The sequence below is a fragment of the Streptomyces cyaneochromogenes genome (genome assembly GCF_003963535.1).
GTDB classification, from domain to species: domain Bacteria; phylum Actinomycetota; class Actinomycetes; order Streptomycetales; family Streptomycetaceae; genus Streptomyces; species Streptomyces shaanxiensis.
In genome coordinates, this window is record NZ_CP034539.1 from 399,974 (window position 1) to 417,443 (window position 17,470).

15 protein-coding genes and 1 pseudogene are annotated in these 17,470 nt (G+C 67.2%); 9 read left to right on the plus strand and 7 right to left on the minus strand.

What is annotated here, in order from left to right; translation table 11 throughout:
- Positions 1-24: 24 nt before the first annotated feature.
- The 4 genes from EJ357_RS01565 to EJ357_RS01580 all read left to right on the plus strand — a co-directional run bounded on the left by EJ357_RS01565 (position 25) and on the right by EJ357_RS01580 (position 4,319).
- The gene (locus tag EJ357_RS01565; protein WP_175647265.1) at positions 25-1,380 is read left to right on the plus strand and encodes an ABC transporter substrate-binding protein; all 1,356 of its coding nucleotides are present in this window, start codon (positions 25-27) and stop codon (positions 1,378-1,380) included.
- A gap of 112 nt (positions 1,381-1,492) precedes the next feature.
- Complete coding sequence (locus EJ357_RS01570) at positions 1,493-2,452, plus strand: carbohydrate ABC transporter permease (RefSeq protein ID WP_126387864.1); 960 nt, start codon at positions 1,493-1,495, stop codon at positions 2,450-2,452.
- On the plus strand, positions 2,449-3,333 hold the full coding sequence (locus EJ357_RS01575) for a carbohydrate ABC transporter permease (RefSeq protein WP_126387866.1): 885 nt from the start codon (positions 2,449-2,451) through the stop codon (positions 3,331-3,333). Before EJ357_RS01570 ends, EJ357_RS01575 begins: the two co-directional genes overlap by 4 nt.
- Positions 3,330-4,319 carry a zinc-dependent alcohol dehydrogenase family protein gene (locus tag EJ357_RS01580; protein WP_126387868.1) on the plus strand — a complete coding sequence of 330 codons (990 nt, stop codon included), beginning with the start codon at positions 3,330-3,332 and terminating at the stop codon, positions 4,317-4,319. The genes EJ357_RS01575 and EJ357_RS01580 overlap by 4 nt, the downstream gene beginning before the upstream one ends.
- 82 nt (positions 4,320-4,401) lie before the next feature.
- Here EJ357_RS01580 and EJ357_RS01585 read toward each other — a convergent pair whose 3' ends face one another.
- The 6 genes and pseudogenes from EJ357_RS01585 to EJ357_RS01610 form a co-directional block, all read right to left on the minus strand.
- The gene (locus tag EJ357_RS01585; RefSeq protein WP_126387870.1) at positions 4,402-4,947 is read right to left on the minus strand and encodes a hypothetical protein; all 546 of its coding nucleotides are present in this window, start codon (positions 4,945-4,947) and stop codon (positions 4,402-4,404) included.
- A gap of 498 nt (positions 4,948-5,445) precedes the next feature.
- The gene (locus EJ357_RS01590; protein WP_126387872.1) at positions 5,446-5,829 is read right to left on the minus strand and encodes a DUF6234 family protein; all 384 of its coding nucleotides are present in this window, start codon (positions 5,827-5,829) and stop codon (positions 5,446-5,448) included.
- Positions 5,830-6,083: 254 nt separating this feature from the next.
- Positions 6,084-6,788 carry a VanZ family protein gene (locus EJ357_RS01595; RefSeq protein ID WP_126387874.1) on the minus strand — a complete coding sequence of 235 codons (705 nt, stop codon included), beginning with the start codon at positions 6,786-6,788 and terminating at the stop codon, positions 6,084-6,086.
- Positions 6,789-7,082: 294 nt separating this feature from the next.
- Positions 7,083-7,934: a phosphotransferase enzyme family protein gene (locus EJ357_RS01600; RefSeq protein WP_126387876.1), complete on the minus strand. Its 852-nt coding sequence runs from the start codon at positions 7,932-7,934 to the stop codon at positions 7,083-7,085.
- Between the two features lie 320 nt (positions 7,935-8,254).
- On the minus strand, positions 8,255-8,692 hold the full coding sequence (locus EJ357_RS01605) for an SMI1/KNR4 family protein (RefSeq protein ID WP_126387878.1): 438 nt from the start codon (positions 8,690-8,692) through the stop codon (positions 8,255-8,257).
- A gap of 10 nt (positions 8,693-8,702) precedes the next feature.
- Positions 8,703-9,330, minus strand: a pseudogene (locus tag EJ357_RS01610) (IS5 family transposase); the annotation flags it as partial.
- Positions 9,331-9,874: 544 nt separating this feature from the next.
- On the opposite strand from EJ357_RS01610, the gene EJ357_RS01615 reads away from it, so the two are divergent.
- Genes EJ357_RS01615 through EJ357_RS01630 form a run of 4 tightly spaced genes read left to right on the plus strand, consistent with a single transcriptional unit; the run spans position 9,875 to position 17,004 of the window.
- Entirely contained in the window at positions 9,875-11,107 is a 1,233-nt protein-coding gene (locus tag EJ357_RS01615; RefSeq protein ID WP_126387880.1) for a lipase family protein, read from the plus strand.
- The gene (locus tag EJ357_RS01620; protein WP_126387882.1) at positions 11,091-13,376 is read left to right on the plus strand and encodes a VMAP-C domain-containing protein; all 2,286 of its coding nucleotides are present in this window, start codon (positions 11,091-11,093) and stop codon (positions 13,374-13,376) included. The genes EJ357_RS01615 and EJ357_RS01620 overlap by 17 nt, the downstream gene beginning before the upstream one ends.
- Complete coding sequence (locus tag EJ357_RS01625; RefSeq protein WP_175647266.1) at positions 13,373-14,398, plus strand: AAA family ATPase; 1,026 nt, start codon at positions 13,373-13,375, stop codon at positions 14,396-14,398. The genes EJ357_RS01620 and EJ357_RS01625 overlap by 4 nt, the downstream gene beginning before the upstream one ends.
- Positions 14,395-17,004, plus strand: a complete 2,610-nt coding sequence (locus EJ357_RS01630; protein ID WP_126387884.1) for a TIR-like protein FxsC — start codon at positions 14,395-14,397, stop codon at positions 17,002-17,004. Before EJ357_RS01625 ends, EJ357_RS01630 begins: the two co-directional genes overlap by 4 nt.
- On the opposite strand, the gene EJ357_RS48950 is transcribed toward EJ357_RS01630, so the two are convergent.
- On the minus strand, positions 16,973-17,239 hold the full coding sequence (locus tag EJ357_RS48950; RefSeq protein ID WP_323378103.1) for a hypothetical protein: 267 nt from the start codon (positions 17,237-17,239) through the stop codon (positions 16,973-16,975). The genes EJ357_RS01630 and EJ357_RS48950 overlap by 32 nt on opposite strands.
- On the opposite strand from EJ357_RS48950, the gene EJ357_RS48955 reads away from it, so the two are divergent.
- Positions 17,121-17,411 (plus strand): hypothetical protein, encoded by a 291-nt coding sequence (locus tag EJ357_RS48955; protein ID WP_228472901.1) that lies wholly within the window; start codon positions 17,121-17,123, stop codon positions 17,409-17,411. The two genes, EJ357_RS48950 and EJ357_RS48955, sit on opposite strands and share 119 nt — an antisense overlap.
- Positions 17,412-17,470: the final 59 nt, after the last annotated feature.

The window sequence follows — 17,470 nt, forward strand, 5'->3', positions numbered from 1 at the left end:
CTCGAACGTCTCCTGGAGTCAGTCATGCGTACACGAAGAATGACCCATGTCCTCGTCACGGCCACGGCCGCGGGCTCGTTGCTGGTCGCCTGTAGTGGGGCAGGCGGTTCCTCGAGTTCCAGTGGCGACGGCAAGAGCATCAATGTGCTGATGGTCGGAAATCCGCAGATGGAGGACATCGCGAAGCTCACCAAGGACACCTTCACCAAGGACACCGGGATCAAGGTGAACTTCACGGTCCTTCCCGAGAACGAGCTGCGCGACAAGGTGACCCAGGACGTCGCCACCCAGGCCGGCCAGTACGACGTCGCCACCATCGGTGCCTACGAGGTCCCGATCTGGGAGAAGAACGGTTGGCTGCACGAGCTCAGCTCCTACGCCGACAACGACGCGAGCTTCGACAAGGCCGACCTGCTCAAGCCGATGGTCACGTCCCTGTCCGGCTCCGACGGCAAGCTCTACGCCCTGCCGTTCTACGGCGAGTCCTCGTTCCTCATGTACAACAAGGACGTCATGAAGGCGAAGGGCATCACCGTGCCCGAGCGTCCGACCTGGCAGCAGATAGCCGACATCGCCGCCAAGGTCGACGGAGCGGAACCCGGGATGCGGGGCATCTGCCTGCGCGGACTGGCCGGTTGGGGCGAACTCGGCGCGCCACTGACGACCATGGTCAACACCTTCGGCGGCACCTGGTTCACCAAGGACTGGAAGGCCCAGGTCAACAGCCCGGAGTTCAAGAAGGCGACGAACTTCTACGTCGATCTCGTCAGGGAGCACGGAGAGGCGGGAGCGGCGCAGGCCGGCTTCACCGAGTGCCTGAACGCCATGAGCCAGAAGAAGGTCGCGATGTGGTACGACGCGACCAGTGCGGCCGGGTCGCTGGAGGACGCCGGCTCCAGCAAGATCGCCGGTCATGTCGGGTACGCGTACGCTCCGACCGTCGAGACCAAGAGCAGTGGCTGGCTGTGGAGTTGGGCGTGGGCGATGCCCAAGACCACGAAGAACGCCGACGCCGCCTCGAAGTTCATGCTGTGGGCCTCCAGCAAGGAGTACGAGAAGCTGGTCGGCGAGAAGCTCGGCTGGTCCCGCGTCCCGGCCGGCAAGCGGGCCAGCACCTACGAGCTCCCGGAATACCAGAAGGCCGCCGCGTCGTTCGGTGACATCACCCTGAAGTCCATCGAGGGAGCCGACCCGGCCAACCCCGGCACCCAGCCCAGGCCGACCGTGGGCGTTCAGTATGTGGCCGTCCCCGAGTTCCAGGACCTGGGCACCAAGGTCACCCAGGAGATCTCCGCCGCCATCGCCGGCAAGACCAGCGTGGACAAGGCCCTCGACGACGGCCAGAAGCTCGCGGAGGACGTCGCCAAGAACTACCAGTGACCGTCACCGCCCGGCCGGCCTCGGCGCCGGCCGGGCACCGCTTCCCACCCTGGCCGTCACCGGTGCCGGGCACCGCTTCCCACCCTGGCCGTCACCGGCAGAGGAACTCTCCATGACCACGCTCACCGCTCCCCCCAAGACCGCATCACCACCCAGCCGCCCGCGCACCACCGGAGGCGCGAGCAAGTGGCGCCGCCGTATCCCGCTGCTGCCCGCGCTGGTCTTCACCATCGTCGTCACCCAACTGCCGTTCGTGGCCACGCTCGTGATCTCCACGTTCCAGTGGAACATCCTGCGGCCGGGCGAGCGGCACTTCGTCGGACTGTCCAACTTCACGTTCGTCTTCACCGACGAGCGGCTGCGTACGGCGGTGCTCAACACCGTCGTGCTCACCGCCTCGGTGGTGCTCATCAGCGTGCTCCTCGGACTCGGGCTGGCGATGCTGCTCGACCGCCGGTTCATCGGCCGGGGGCTGGCGCGGACGATGCTCATCGCGCCGTTCCTGGTCATGCCGGTCGCGGCGGCGCTGCTGTGGAAGCACGCCATCTACAACCCCGACTACGGCCTGCTCAACGGCACCCTCAACGCCGTGTACCGCTTCTTCGGCGCGGACAACGGCCCCACGATCGACTGGGTGTCCTCCAACCCGATGCCTGCCGTCGTGGTGTCGCTGGTCTGGCAGTGGACGCCGTTCATGATGCTGATCCTGCTGGCCGGTCTGCAGGCGCAGCCCGGTGACGTCCTGGAGGCGGCCCGCATGGACGGAGCGTCGGCCATGGCGACGTTCCGCTTCATCACGCTGCCGCACCTGCGCCAGTACATCGAGCTGGGCATCCTGCTCGGCACGATCTACGTCGTGCAGACCTTCGACGCGGTCTACAGCATCACCCAGGGCGGCCCCGGCTCGCAGACCACCAACCTGCCCTACGAGATCTACCTGACCATGTTCCGCAAGTACGAGTACGGCCAGGCGGCCGCCGCCGGCGTGGTCGTCGTACTCGGCTCGATCGTGATCGCGACCTTCGCGCTGCGCACCATCGCGTCGCTGTTCCGCGAGGAGGTGTCCCGATGACTCACGCAGCAGTCTCCGCGCCCGGGGCGAGACTCAAGAAGCTGATCCGCCGCAACGACGACCACGCCGGTACGCCACGCCTGTCCCCCCTGTGGACGTTCGTCGCCTGGCTCGCCACGCTCGCGTTCTTCGCACCGGTGGCGTGGATGGTGCTCACCTCCTTCCACCAGGAGGCGGACGCGGCCACCAACCCGCCCACCCCCTTCGCCGCCCTCACCCTCGACCAGTACAAGCTGCTGTTCAGCCGGGACATCACCCCGTTCCTCCTCAACTCGGCGATGGCCAGCGTCATTTCCACGGTCCTGGTACTCGCCCTGGCGGTGCCGACGGCCTACGCGCTGTCCATCAAGCCGGTCCAGAAGTGGACCGACGTGATGTTCTTCTTCCTGTCCACCAAGTTCCTGCCGGCCATCGCGGCCCTGCTGCCGGTGTACCTGATCGTCAAGGACGCCGGGATGCTGGACAACGTATGGACGTTGATCATCCTCTACACCGCCATGAACCTGCCGATCGCGGTGTGGATGATGCGCTCGTTCCTCGCCGAGGTGCCCAAGGAGATCCTGGAGGCCGCCGAGGTCGACGGCGCCAACCTGCTCACCGTGCTGTGGCGGGTCGTCGCGCCGGTCGCCATGCCGGGACTCGCCGCCACCTCACTGATCTGCTTCATCTTCAGCTGGAACGAGTTCATGTTCGCGGTCAACCTCACCGCGACCAACGCCTCGACGGCGCCGGTCTTCCTCGTCGGGTTCATCACCAGCGAGGGCCTCTTCCTCGCCCGGCTCTGCGCCGCCGCCACCTTGGTCTCCCTGCCGGTCCTCATCGCCGGTTTCGCCGCCCAGGACAAACTGGTCCGCGGCCTGTCCCTAGGAGCAGTCAAGTGAAAGCCGCTGTCATCGAAGCTCCCGGCAAGGTCACCGTCACCACGGTGCCCGACCCCGCTCCCGGGCCGCGCGAGGTCGTGGTCGATGTCGCGGCCTGCGGGTTGTGCGGGACCGATCTGCACATCCTGCAGGGCGAGTTCGCACCGACCCTGCCGGTCGTGCCGGGCCACGAGTTCGCCGGGGAGGTGGTGGGCCTCGGCAGCGAGGTCACCGAACTCGCGATCGGCGACCGGGTCGCCGTGGACCCCTCGCTGTACTGCCACGAGTGCCGCTACTGCCGGACCGGCCACAACAACCTCTGCGACCGGTGGCAGGCGATCGGCGTGACCGTGGCCGGTGGCGCCGCCGAGTACGCCGTGGCACCGGTCGCCAACTGCGTACGGCTTCCGGACCACGTCGACGTCCAGGACGCGGCGCTGATCGAGCCGCTGTCCTGCGCCGTGCGCGGCTACGACGTCCTCAACAGCAGACTCGGCTCCCACGTCCTGATCTACGGCAGCGGAACGATGGGCCTGATGATGCTGGAGCTGGCCAAGCGCACCGGGGCAGCCTCGGTGGATGTCGTCGACGTCAACCCGGAGCGACTGGCGACGGCCGAGAAGCTGGGCTGCTCACAGGCGGCGCTCTCGGCCGACGAGTTGGGGCGACCGACCGGCTGGGACGTGGTGGTCGACGCGACCGGCAACGCCGCCGCCATCCAGGACGGCCTGGACCGGGTCGCCAAGGCCGGCACCTTCCTGCAGTTCGGGGTCTCCGACTACGCGACGACGGCCACCATTTCGCCGTACCGCGTCTACAACCAGGAGATCACCATCACCGGCTCCATGGCGGTGCTCCACAGCTACGAGCGCGCGGCGGAACTGTTCGCCACGGGTGTGCTCGATCCGCAGCTGTTCATCAGTCACCGGTTGCCGCTGACGGAGTACCCGCAGGCCCTCGACCGATTCGCAGCCGGCCAGGGACGCAAGATCGTCGTTCTGCCCTGACCTCTGTCCTGGCCCGGCATGAAAGGTCTTCCCGTCCATGCCGGGCGTGGTCGTCGGTGGGAGATGGTGCGCGATGCCGGAATCACGAAGCCATCTGAGTGGTGACGTAGAACCACACGCAGACCGACAGCAGGAACAACTCGGCCATGCCGCCGGCGCGTCGCTTGGTACTGACTTCTGGAGTGCTGCTCGGGCTGCTGCTACGTGCGGCGATGAGGTCTGTCATCATCTGCCGGCCGCGGGGCCCGGCAGGCCAGCCCGCGTAGGCGTCCAGCCGGACCGTAGGACCGCTGTGCAGTGCGAGTCGGGGCCCCTGACCAGGTACCCACGTTACGTCGGCGATGTCGCTGAACGGAACGTGCCACCTGGAGAAGCGGTTCCTCACCGTCAGCGCGGTGGGGCTTGCCTTGAGGTGAGCGCACAGGCCGAAACGCCACACGTAGTAGACCCCCATCGCCCCAAGCGTGCAGAAGGCGACGCGGCGCCAGGCTTCCAAGTGCCAGACTCCACGGAGCAAGTGGGCGCACAGCAGCAGCCACAGGACCAGCACGATCACCCAGCAGACCGTCTTGCCCACCCGCCTGGACGCCATCTCCATGCGGTGACCGCCGGCCGCCACCTGCGCCATATTCCCTCCCCACATCCCCACGCGGATGAGCATCGTAGGGCCAGCTCTGAGTCCGGATCACCGGGTCGTCGGCAGGCCGCGTAGTCAGAGGATGGATCCGCGCAGGTAGAGCGTGGCGTCGTGACTGGCCGGGCGGCCTCCGGCTGTTCGCTTCCTCTTGTGGTCGGCGGTCTGGCCGACCTTCTCCGGGATCACTGCCTGCGGCGTCGGCTTACCGCGCGGCGCCGCGCCCGTTCGGCTTCCTCACTCGGCGATCACCGCTTCCATGAGCGTCTGGAAGTCCCCGGTGGATGCCCACATACGGAACCGGTCGCAGATCGTCGATCAGCAGCCGTAGCTCTCGTGGCTACGCAGGTCAGGGATCAGCCCGACCGCCCCGAGTGGGAGGTGCGGCTCGATCAGCTCCCCTTCGCCATCGGTCAGGTCACCACCCGTTGCACAGCTGTGCTAGCAGCCGAAGGGTGAGCGCTTCAATTGTGGGTCTCCCCCTCCGCCGCCTCACCGGGCGGGCGCAGGAGCGTCGCAGGATCCTCCCGCATGGCAGGCGCTCTCGTAGGAGGACTCGTAGTAGTCCTGCGCCGCGCTCCCAGCGGCAAGCGCCAGCATGAGCAGCACTCCGCCCGCTATCAGCTGCCCGATGACCACTCTCCAGGAGCGGAGGACGGCGGCGACGAGGACAGCCGCGCCGGCGGCGGCCGCCACATACAGGGACTTCTCCTGGTAGGCGGCCGGCGGATCTCCGTAGCTCTGCGGATCCCACGACAGGTAGGACACAAACCAGCCCAGCCAGATCAGCCCGAAGATGGCCAGTTCGACAGCGCCCAGACCCACGCACACTCCCACGGCGACACGTACGCGGCGGCGTTCCTCTTCATCAACCATCCATCGACCGTCCCCTCTCCGCAGCCTGCTGTCTTGAGTACGGATACTCACGACAGAAGCAACTTCCGGGAGTACCGGGGGCACCAGTACGGGGCCTATTGGTGATCTGAACTCAGATCACGCCCTAGCGGGCAGGCGTGCAGCAGCCATGTCGGCATCGGCTCGGCCTCAGCCCGCAGCACAAACTACGGCCGACGTATGCAAGGACGTGTGCAAGGACGTGTGCAAGGACGTGTGCACACCGGACACGCGACTCAGCCTGCCGGTGCCGGCGCGGGGCAAGGCTGGTCAGATGCCGCTTCCGCCGTGGTGCGCCACCAGCGGCGCGACGCCAGCGCGGCCAGTACGGCGCCGCCTGCGTTGACCAGTACGTCGTCCACGGAGGACACCCGGTCAAGCCCCAGGACGTACTGCGCGGTTTCGACCAGGACCGAGCAGCCCGCCCCGAGTGCCAGGATCCGCGGCATGGACGCCAGCGCCGCGAACCGCATCGGGGCGAAGAATCCCAGCGACGCGAAGACCAGCAGGTTGCCGACGATGCCGAGCGGCCCCATCGTGACCAGGTCCCGCAGCGGCACCAGGCTCACCCGGGCGGGGACGATGCCCGCCCCGGCGCCAGGCATCATGGTCAGCCATACGAACGGCACCGTCCCATGGACCATGCCCACCTCGGCCAGAGACGTCCGCCACGCCGAGGTGACGCCTGCGGCGCGCCGACGGCGCGCCAGAACCCACGCCACCAGCGCGGCCAACGGCAGCGTGACCAGCGTCATGAGCACCACACCGTTGAACGTGTCGAAGCAGCCGTGCCATCGCCCTGCCATGCACGTCGGAGCGGACATCATGAGCGGCCGCCACAGAACGAACACGGCGCTCGCCATGCCGAGGAGCACCAGGCCGAGGAGCACGATCCCGCGCGTGCGGCGGGGCGTTGCTGACTGGGATGCGTTGTGGGTCATGCCCTCATTGGAGGCGGAGGGCCGTTGCGATGCCGTATGCGATTTTCGATACGCCCGCGATACCACGACATCAGACGCAGGGGGTGTCCAGGAGCCCCGGCGCTTCTGTCTCGCCATAGAACGGCGGTACCTCGCTTGTGTCGAAGTCCGGCTCGAACTTCCATACCCACCCACTGCGGCGGCACAACACTTCGCCGACGTACCACACAGCCCCTTGGATGAAAGGGGTCCGGCGCTGCTGAGTTACCTCCTCGGTCTTGGCGTACGTCTCCCTCACCAGGGGAAGTTCCGCGATCAGCCGTGGGCATCAAAGCCGTTGCTATCGAGTGCCGCTCGGATCTGGCTGAGCCACTCGGTGCCCAACTGGCGCCCGTTGGGGAGTTGGTCGCCTCGATCCCAGCGCCACGCTGTGATCATCGCCAGGACGAGGATCCGGCACTCGCGCAGCAAGTCTTGGTTGACACCCGGATAGTGCTCACCGACTTCTTCGGGTGCATGGGCGAGGTCGAATTCGACGGGCCCACGGCAACACGTCTCGAAGTCTATGAACAGCAACCCGTTCTTCGTGGTGAGCACGTTTCCCGGGTGCGGCTCTCCGTGCAGCAACTGCTCCGCGCCGCCGCGCTCGCCGATCACTCGTCTCAGTCTTCGTAACGTGTCGCCGAGCAGCTCCCGGTCCTCGTCGGCGAGCGCAGGAGTGCGGTCGCGGCTCGCCACGAGTTGCTGAGCCTGCTCGACTCGATCCGTGTACCGCGGCGTCGGGACTTCGAGTTTGCGCATGCCGGCATGCAGCCGCTCGAGCGCACCGGCGTAGTCGGCGGGTGAGGATTCTCGATGCGTCACGGGTTCGTAGTAGGTCCACAGCGTGACCGCAAAGCCCTCGCGCTCATGGACGCGTGGCTCCACTCGAGGGTCGAGAGCAGCCACAGGGCACCCGGATTCGGCGAGCCGCTGAGCAAGCTCGATCTCGAACTGTGCGACCTGATGCGCTACAGGTGCTACCCGGGCCATGACGTCACAAGGCAGCAGACGCAGAGTGAGCTTGTTCGAGTCATGCAGTACGACCGCGTCGTCCACTGCCAGGCCAAGTGATGAGACGGTCGACATGGCCGCGGCCACCGCGCGCCGGAATTCTGACGCCTGCATCGTCGCCTGGGCCCCTCTCCCTCGAGCGCTGCCACAACTCTCCAAGCGGTGAACCTGCCCAACCTACCAAGTCGTCGGTGGAGGAGCCGCGGTGGCTCGACGGGCAGGGCGCGACGGAATCCGCTTCTGCCCCTTCGGCTGCTCAGCCGACCACCGTCAAACAACGCAAACGACACCGCTCGCGGCGCTGGTCAAACGGTTGCGTCCATGGAGGTGGTGGTCGGTTTCGACCTGATCCGGATGTCTGCTCCGGCATCGGGATGGTGCCTGCACAAGACGATGCCTTGATTGGTGGCTGATACGCGATGGGGGCTGCCGTGTTACAGCTGATACCAGCCGTCGCCGCCGTCCCGTAGGGCGCGGCTGAGGTAGTCCTGCAGATTGTTGGCGACCCATCGACGACTGTCGCTCTCGTGTTCCCAGACGAAGATGTCGGGACGCTCGGGCGTCTGCACGAAGGCGAACTGGTCGCCGCCCCCGTTGTCTCCGAAGAAGAGGAAGGGTGTGAACGGCATGTAGAGCTGCGCGGACGTCTGGTCGGACCAGAAGTGAAGGTTCGTCTGGACGATCTGATCGATGGGCCAGACGGCGTCCACGTGCGTGTGGCCGATTACCCCGTTGCTCTCGAGGAGCAATTGCCGAAGCTCTAACGGCAGCGTTCGCCTGAGTTGCTTCTCCGCCGCGGCGAGTTCGGGAGCCTGCGCTGGTTCACGGAAGCCCACGCCGGGAAAGACGGCTGTCGCTGCTTCTCTCCACATGATCCGGAGCTTAGCCAACCACCTGCAGGGCGCCTGTACTGCACCGGCGGTAGCAGATGAGTGTGCTGGCGATTCCGACGAAGGCCAGGAAGTGCTCGGCCTGGCGTTCGTAGCGGCGGTGCAGGCGACGGCAGCCGTTCAGCCAGGACATCGTGCGCTCAACCACCCAGCGATGCCGGCCCAGACGTCCGGACGGCTCGATGCCTCGCCGGGCGATGCGCGGCACGATCTGACGGCGCCGTAGCCATCCGCGCAGGCGGTCGAAGTCGTATCCCTTGTCTGCGTGCAGCTTGGCCGGACGGCGACGCCGCGGGGGCCAGATCGGGAGCGGATCGGCGGGATGCCACACATCAACGGAATCAGCGCCTGACTGTCATGCAGGTTGGCACCCGAGATGCCCACCGAGATCGGCAGGCCGTTACGGTCACAGATGACATGGATCTTCGATCCGAGCTTGCCGCGATCGGTCGGATTCGGTCCTGTCAAGGGCCCCCTTTGACAGCTCGGATGCTGACTGAATCGATTGCGCACCGCGACCAGTCCAGCTCACCGCTCGAGCCGAGTAGGTCCAGCATGATCCGGTGCAGCTTCGCCCATACCCGGGCCCTGGACCAGTCCGTGAAGCGTCGGTGCACCGTCTGCCATGCCGAGGCAACGAGCCACCGCCAATCAAGACATCGTCTAAATGAACGGCCACCGGCTGATCTTCGAAGTGTCGAAGGAGATCAGCACGATGACCGCACCTGACAGCCTGCCCCTGCACACCCTCGCGCGCGCGACGCTCACCCTGCCGAGGAGCCACAGATCCCCCTCGCAGCAGCTGCTTGACATAGGAGCAAGCGGACGTGCCCCTCCGGCTGGGCTTCCTCCAGAGGCACAAGACGGCACTTGGCTCGGTTGATTGCGGCTCAGGTGCCGTCACGGCATCCGAGCGTTCTATGCCGGACGATGGCTCCCTCGTCGACCTCTGAGCCCTCCAGTCGAGTCGGCCAGCATGTAAGCAACGGGGTCCGCCGCCGGGGACCAACCGAGGGTACGCGAGCCAGATGGAGAAGCGCAGGGGGCTCTGCACTCAGCCGAGTTCAAGTCGCCCTGGAACAGGCGCCGTCGGATCTGTCCAAGAGGGTTCAGATCCAGTGCGGCTCTGCCACACTGATCGCAGGCGCGGCAACGGGGGGTTGCATGACAAGCGTTGTCCTGGTTCATGGCACAGGGGTCCGCGAAGACGGTTATACGGCGCTCTTCGATCGGGTTTCCGGTCATCTGTCGAAACTGAACCGCGACCTCACGCTGGTGCGGTGCTTCTGGGGGGAAGAACACGGAGCTCGCCTCAACCGCGACGGATCCTCGCTTCCAGCCCGGCCCGACAAGGCCGATGCCCGGGCACCGGCTCCGCTCACCGAGGATATGCGTCTGGCGTCCTGGGCTCTCCTGGACGCCGACCCTTTTGCGGAGCTATACCTCCTGGCCGAAGAGGACGAGCGCCGCGTCGAGAAGTACGTGCCCCTGGAGGAGACCCCGGCGGAGGAGCTCTGCCCACGCCTTCAGGATCTGGCTAACCATCCCACCGTCGTGGACACAGCCGCAGCGCACGGGCTGCTCATTCGCGAGATGGTCGACGCGGCGCACGAGGTGTCGGACATTCTGGCGACGACTCTGCGGGAGACGACGTCACCGCTGTCGACGGTGCGTCAGGTCGCCGCGCGTGCCGTGGTGGCGGCTGCCCTCGCCTCGGCGGACCAGCGATGGGACGCGGCGGGAGCGAGTGTCGACGGGAGCGCCGTCGACGCCCTTTTGGAGGTGGTGCTGAGCGCGCTGGGCGAGCCGGGGGCGGCGCTTGGCATCGTCTCCGATGTCACGCGGCCGGTGTGGTTGCCGTTGTGGCGCAGCGCGGAGTGGACGGCCTCATGGCGTGTGCGCCGCCGTCGGTCGGATCTCAGCCGTCAGGCCGCGCCGCCCATCGGCGACATCCTCCGCTATCAGGCCCGGGGGGAGGGACTTCGCCGGCACATATCCGAGGTCCTGCGAGCGGCGTCTCCGCCGGTAGTGGTCCTCGCCCACAGCCTGGGCGGCGTGGCGTGTGTCGACCTGCTGGCCACCGAGGACCACCGCAAACTGGTCAAGGCCTTGGTGACAGTGGGCTCCCAGGCTCCCTTCCTGTATGAGCTGGACGCCCTGAGCTCGTTGTCCTTCGGTGACGCACTGCCGTCGTTCTTCCCGGAACGGTGGATCAACGTGTACGACCCTCGCGACCCGCTCGCCTATGTCGGCGCCGGAGTCTTCGGGGCCAACCGAGTAACGGACGTTCCGTTCAACACCCGCCGGCCGCTGCTCCGCGCGCACTCGGCCTACTGGGATCACGCCCCGTTCTACAAGTGGCTGGACAAAGAGATCTTTGATGTCGCACGCGATTGATCCACTACGCACTCATGCACTGGTCGTAGGTGTCGAGACGTACGAAGACAGCGACTGGAACGTCGCGGGGCCCTATGCGGACGCGTGCGCGTTCATCTCCTGGCTGGTGAAGTGCGGCGTGCCCGGCAAGAACGTCACGCTCTTCGCCTCCCCGCTGCCTGCCAGTCTGCCCGGCGCCGGCGACCCTGCCGTCCTGCCGGAGGGCGTGCGGCCGCAAGAAGCGTGCTCCGCCGTAGTATCTCGTCACCTGCAAGAGGGCATGCGGCATCTGGAAGCCGACCTCCTGTGGGTCTTCTGGTCAGGGCACGGCCTGATCGACAGCAGCGGGAGTCATGTGCTGGTGCTGTCCGACAGTTCCGTGGACACGAAGCGGGTCGTGGACGTGGACTCGCTGCAACTCGCCCTGCAGTCCACCAGGTTGGGAGCGCGCGAGGGCCGGGGGGTGCCGAAGGTCGCCGTCGCTGTCAACGCCTGCCAGAACCAACCACGTGAGGACTGGATCAGCAAAGTCGAGGTGGGCGTCCGGCACAGCTACGTCACCGAGCGCGGCATGTTCGTCATGCACGGGTGCAGTACGGGTCAGAGGGCGCGTGTCGCCCCGCGCGAGAGGCAGGGACGGGGACAGGCAGCCAGCCTCTTCCCCCAGGCCTTGCTGCGGTTCCTCGACAATGGCACCAACGACGTCCTGCCGGACCTCCACCAAGTCAGCGACCGCGTCGACGCCGAGTTCGATGACTTACGGAAGAAGCGGCTGACCTGGCAGAAGCCGAGCCTGTTGCGGCGTAACTGGGACGGCCGGACCATCGCCACCGGCGACTTCCTCGTGCCGCCCACCGCTGAGGAGCAGCGCCTGGCCACGCTGCTTGACACGGTGCTGCCCGACGGCGCTGCCCGTGCAGCATGTGTCGCAATGCTCGGTGAGCGTGTCCCGATCGTGGTACCGGTGAGCGTAGGCGCGCGGCATCCGACGTCCCAGCAGATCGTCAGCGCCGCCGCCCGCACCCCGCACGGCGTTCCGACCCTGCTCGACCTGCTGAGCGGGCTGACCGAGGCACAGGCGGATACAGACACCCTGCGCATCGTCCGGGAGGCAGGACGTGAACTGCGCCCCAACGAGTACCTCACGAGCGAGGAGCACTCCCGGCTCATCGATCTCCTCTCCGCTCCTGGACTGCCCGACCCGCGTGCCACCGCACTGTACGACAGAAGGCTGCGCCACCATGTCGCCGCGAGCGCGGACACGGATGCGCTGGTGCGCTCGCTGGAGGCCACCGGATGTCGCAAGGACACAGGGGCGATTCCGCCGCTGTTCCGCTTCACATCACTCCTGGCCGCCGAAGCCGAGGCACGTGAAAGCGTCGAGGCCCTCGTGGAGTGGGGCGCACGTGTCGCACACCGGACCGGACATGGTGAAGCCCTGGCCTCCCGGCTGACGACGGCACGACAGGAGGCGGCACGCCGACGCGGCCACAAAGCCTGGCTGCTGGTGCGTCTCGACGTCGACGACCCGGAGGCCCCCACGGGGCGCGCACGCTACGTCCACTCCGCATGGCTCGTCGATCCCGTCAACAGGTACCCGCAGGCCCTGCCCTGCGAATCCGGCACCGAGTTCTCCACTTGGCGCCACACACAACTGGCCCTCGCGGAGCTGATCGAGCCGTTGATCTCCATGCGGCACGACAGCACGGAAGGGCAGGCCGACCTCGGCGTGGAGTTCTTTCTGCCCCGCAACCAGTTGGAACTCCAGGTTGAACGCATCCCCGTATGCCACCGCGAGGTGGACAACACGCCGTTGGGCCATGTCGCGACGGTCGTCGTCCGCTGTGCCGGTCGGCGCACGGCCTGGCACGACCGATGGAATGCGTGCCACCAGAACGACCTCCCGGGCGATCACCACTGGCTTCGGCAGGACGCAAAGGATTTGGCGGCCCTCAAAGCCGCCCTCGATGAGCAGCCGAACGTCGGATGCGTCGAACTCACGGGCTCGTGTCCGGAGTTCACACCGGCTCTGGCGTACTGCGCCGAGGCAGGGGTGCCCGTCATGACATGGCACCGGCGAATCGACGGCAGACGGTGCGACGGCGACCTCGCCGACCTGCGGACGGTCGTCCATCCGTGCCGTCTGCCCGAGGAGGTCCGGCAGTTGCGCAGCGACGCGGACGAAGCGACTGTGCGCAGCAGGAATGATCTGGTTCTCCTGTGGGACGATCCGGGCCGTGTGCCACCACGGATCCGCCCCCGCGTTCCTGGAAGGATCCCACGCTCGTGAGCGCCACCAATTCCCCCAGCGGGTTGTTCGGTCACTCCCATGACACGCGGCCAGTAAGGCTGCCTCCCGGCCCGCCATGGCGGCGGTTCGGACCTCAACGGCCCAAGCGCCCGGCCTATGTGATCAGGCCCGAGGACACCGATGTGGTCAACGCGGCCCTTCAACTGCGGCGGCCACTGCTCGTCACAGGCTTTCCCGGCGTCGGCAAGTCATCACTGGCGTACGCGATCGCCGACGACCTGGGCCTCGGAGAAGTCCTGCACTGGCCGGTCAACTCTCGCTCTGTCCTGACCGAAGCGCTGTATCGCTACGACGCTGTGGCCCGCCTCCGTGACGCCACCGCGTCCAAACAATCGGGCCGCCGCCTGCCCGTGGAGAAGTATGTCGTTCTCGGCCCTCTCGGCACGGCGCTGGCCTCCACCGCCGGCAGCCCCCGCGTGCTGCTGATCGACGAGCTGGACAAGGGCGACATCGACCTTCCCAACGATCTCCTGACTGTGTTCGAGGACGGTGCCTTCGAAATCCCCGAACTCAGCCGGCAAGCCCTGGAGACCGGTGACCAGGCAGCCCAGGTCGCGCTCACCCGCCCCGCCCCCTACCGGGCACCGGACACAGACGGCACGTCCGCGCAGGCCGGTCCGGTCACCGCATCGGCCACAGTGGTCGACGGGTGGGTGTACTGCCAGGAGTTCCCGGTCGTCGTCATCACCAGCAACGGGGAGCGGGACTTTCCCCCGGCCTTTTTGCGGCGCTGTGTACGCCTCGATCTCAAGGATCCGGAACCGGAGCACCTCAAGGAGGTGGTCAAAGCCCAGTTCGGGGATGATTTCAGCGGCGCGGACGAGGACGCACTGGCCGCAGTGGAAGAGATGATCAACAAGTTCGGTGAGGCGGGACGCCACGGCAGACTGGCCACGGATCAGCTGCTCAACGCCATCCATCTGCGGCTGAATGCCGTCCACCTCGACCCGCACGTCCTCAACGCCGTGCTCAGGCCGCTCGACAACACGGATGCCTCGTGATCGCTGCTCTGCGTGCTGCCCTGGCCTCCGCCGGGTACGACCCGACGCCCGAGGAACTCGCCGACATCTTGTGGCTGGCCGTGCAGCCGCGCAGAGGAACACTGCGCGAGCCGCTCAGCGGTGGGCCCCTCGCGGAGGGCGGTCCAGGGGCGACGGCCTTCGGCACGAGCGGCACCAACGGGCAGCTGACCGAGCGGGAACAGGCCGCCAGCCGTATGCTCTACGCCTCGGTGGACTGGTCGGGCACAGCAGGATCGGCCGTCTCACCGACTCGCATTCCCACACCGAGGGCTCTCACCAACGCCCGCGGCATGGCCAGAGCCCTGCGGCCGCTGCGTTCCACGGTCCGCTCGCGGACGCGTTTCCGTCTCGACGTCGCGGCCACGGTGACGGCACTCGCCGACGGCTTCCGTGACATCATCCTCGCCCCCGCGCGCGAGCCTCTGCTCGACCTCACACTCCTCGTCGACGACGGCATCTCCATGGCCGTGTGGCACGACGTGGCGAAGGAAGTGCACCAGGAGTTCCACCGGCTCAGGGCGTTCCGGCGCATCCGGGTCCTGGGCATGAACACCGACGACCCGAAGCAGGTCCGGTTCACGACCGAACCGTTCCGCCACACAGCTCCCGCAGCTCACCCTGCAACCGGCGACCGCAGCCTCGTGCTGGTTCTCACCGACGCAGTGGGGCAGGCCTGGCAGACCGGCAAGGCACAGGAACACGCGCTGCGCTGGGCGGCGAAGGGGCCCACCGCGATCTTCCACGTCCTGCCGGAGGACATGTGGCCGGGAACGGGCCTGCCCACCCTGCGGCTGATGGCCTCAGCCTCCCGACCCGCTGCCCCCAATCACCACATCCGCCTGCGCCACCCCCAACTGCCCCGAGGCGTCCTGCTCCTCCCCTCCCCACCGATACCGGTGATCGACATCATGCGTGGCACGTCGGCCCGGGCATGGGCCCAGTTGGTCGGCGCACCCGTTGGTGAGTCTGCCCTCCACTTCTACGACCCACAGCAGTTGGGCGCACTGCCGCCCTACGTGTCCGACGACGATGTGGTCGATCTGCCTGCGGAGGATGCCCTCGAGGAATTCCTGGCGTGCGCCTCGGACGGCGCGCGCCGACTGGCCGCACATCTCGCGTGCGCGGGAAGCGCCTTGACCGTCCCGCTGATGCGGCTGGTGCAACGCTCCGCCGTGCCGGAGTCGCGACCCGAGCATCTCGCAGAGGTGTTTCTCGCGGGCATGCTGACCCCCTACAAACCCGTAACGGCGGACGGGGCCGACCCGCTCCCTCACGAGGCAATGCCCTGGGACCGGCGCTCATTCGCATTCCCGCCGGTCGTCGCGGAATCATTGCGGGAACTCGTGCGACGGTCCGACGAACGGGCCACGCACCACTATGTGACCGAATACCTGGCACAGCAGTACAAGGAGACCCAGGCGGGTGCAGCTCTCATCTCGGACCCGCATGGGGTGCTGCGCGCGCGGACCGACCTGCCTTTGGGGAGCACCGTCGGCCCTGGCGGGTCCATCGTGCGAGGGCCGACCGGGACGAGCCGACAGGTCTCCCTCACCTCTCTGACAGTGCAGTTGAACGGACTCATGGACCGAATCCATGCCCCCCGCCTTGACTGGGTACACGAGGCCGTCGCCTCTGGCGCCAACACCGCCGAAATCGAGCGGGTGGCGAACCTCCTCACCCAGGCGACGGCACACAACCGAACAGCAGAAAGTTCGGGCGACTACACCGAACTGCAACGCGTGCTCGAGGCCCTGGCGCACGAACTCAGGCAGCCGGAGATGGCCAACAGGTACCGACGGGCGATCGCAGCCCTGCAAGAGACAAAGCCGGAGCCGGCCTTCTCGACCCACGCCCCCACCCCCTACGGCGACTCAAGCGAGACAGCTCCGTACTTTTACCTGAGCTATGCCCGCGCCCCCCGAGACGACGCAGAAAAGTCGGACCCCGACCTATGGGTCAACCGGCTCTTCGGCGACCTGTGTGACCACATCCGGAACATGACTGCTACGCCTGGCCCAGCGGGATTCATGGACCGATCCGTACGGGCAGGACAGGCCTGGACCCGAGAACCCCCCGAGGCGCTCGCCCACTGCCGGGTCTTCGTGCCGCTTTACTCCCCCCGCTACTTCCTTAGTTCCTGGTGCGGCAAGGAATGGGCCGCGTTCGCTCGGCGCCGAACGCAATACCGGCACGAAGAATCCAGCACAACGCCCAGCGCAATTGTCCCAGCCTTGTGGGCGCCAGTAATGGACTACCAACTCCCTGATATTGCCCAGGCATTGCAGTACACGCACCCGGAACTGGGGGACCGCTACAGAGACTTCGGCTTGTACGGACTCATAAAGATCAGCTCCCATCGCAGCACCTACCAGAGGAGTGTGTTCCATCTGGCCCAGCGCATCATCGAGGTTGGCGAGAGCATCGTCGTGGAGCGGGGCGACCCCGTCGACCTCTCCGCCCTGCCGGACGCCTTCGCGCCCCCGTCGTCCCAGCCGCCCAGGCCCGACCTGCGCGCCCCTGAACAGTCAAGCCGCGAGACACCCCGCTTCCGCATCAGGGCCGAGCCGCCGTCCCAGGAAGACTGACTGTTCCTTCGCCCACCGCGCACGAACCCGTTGGAACCGGGACAGGGCGCCTGAACATCGCAATGCATGTCAGGCGCCCGACGCAGCAGCTCGGCGCACCCTGCCGGGGGGCGATCGTGGCCTCGGCCACCTCGCTCCATCTGACGCCGGCGCCGACGGTGACGGTGGTGCTGTCCGGCCCCAGGGGGCCGATGTCCGCGAGGGTCGCCGTCTCGATGACCAGCCCGCCCTGGATCTGCGCCTGGCCGTTGGTGGCGTGTCCCTGGCCGCGGTGGTGCGACCGACAGGCGGTGGGTGTTGCAGTACCGGACCACGGCTACGACGTCACGGACCGAGCCCGGGCGCAGTACGGCGACGGGACGGCGGTGCACGATGTGGCCGAAGTCGTCGCAGGCGGCCGCGAGTGACGTCTCGTCCGTGACGAGAGTCCCGTCCAGCGCGGGTGTCCCTGCCAGGTCCGGGGCGG